The 399-nt window shown below is 60.2% G+C and carries 1 protein-coding gene; it reads right to left on the reverse strand.

Going from position 1 to position 399, the window contains the following annotated elements; genetic code table 11:
* Positions 1-134 precede the first annotated feature (134 nt).
* On the reverse strand, positions 135-399 hold a 265-nt coding region (locus tag AC1RPU_RS07930), incomplete at its 5' end, for a hypothetical protein (protein WP_289862662.1).

Here is a 399-nt window from a genome sequence, read left to right on the forward strand (position 1 = left end):
TCCCCACTCATCGCGAAGGCCATGGTGCGTGACAATCACGATTTCCCGGTCATGCTCAGCACGCTCGATGACAGCTGTGCGCGCCACCATGCGTCGGAAGTGGGTGCCCGTCACGCCCTGAAAAATTCGCGTGATCATGCCGAGCGCTCCAGCTCTGCATCGCGTAGAATACCACGCAGCCGCTTGTTGCTCGAACCGAGAACCGCGTTCAGGTGACGAAGCCCACGGCACTCATCCAGCACGTCATCCAAACGCGTTTGCATCTCGACAAGGCTGTTCGAGAGTTCGGCACAGCGCGCTTCCAACCAACGGGCTCGGGATTCGAAGTCATCGGCCTTGGCCTGTGCCAAGGATTCGTGTTGCGCCGCCGTCTTCTCATCATACGCGAACGCGCCATCC

It is taken from the genome of Dellaglioa sp. CoH-55-MRSF-7 (genome assembly GCF_056782235.1).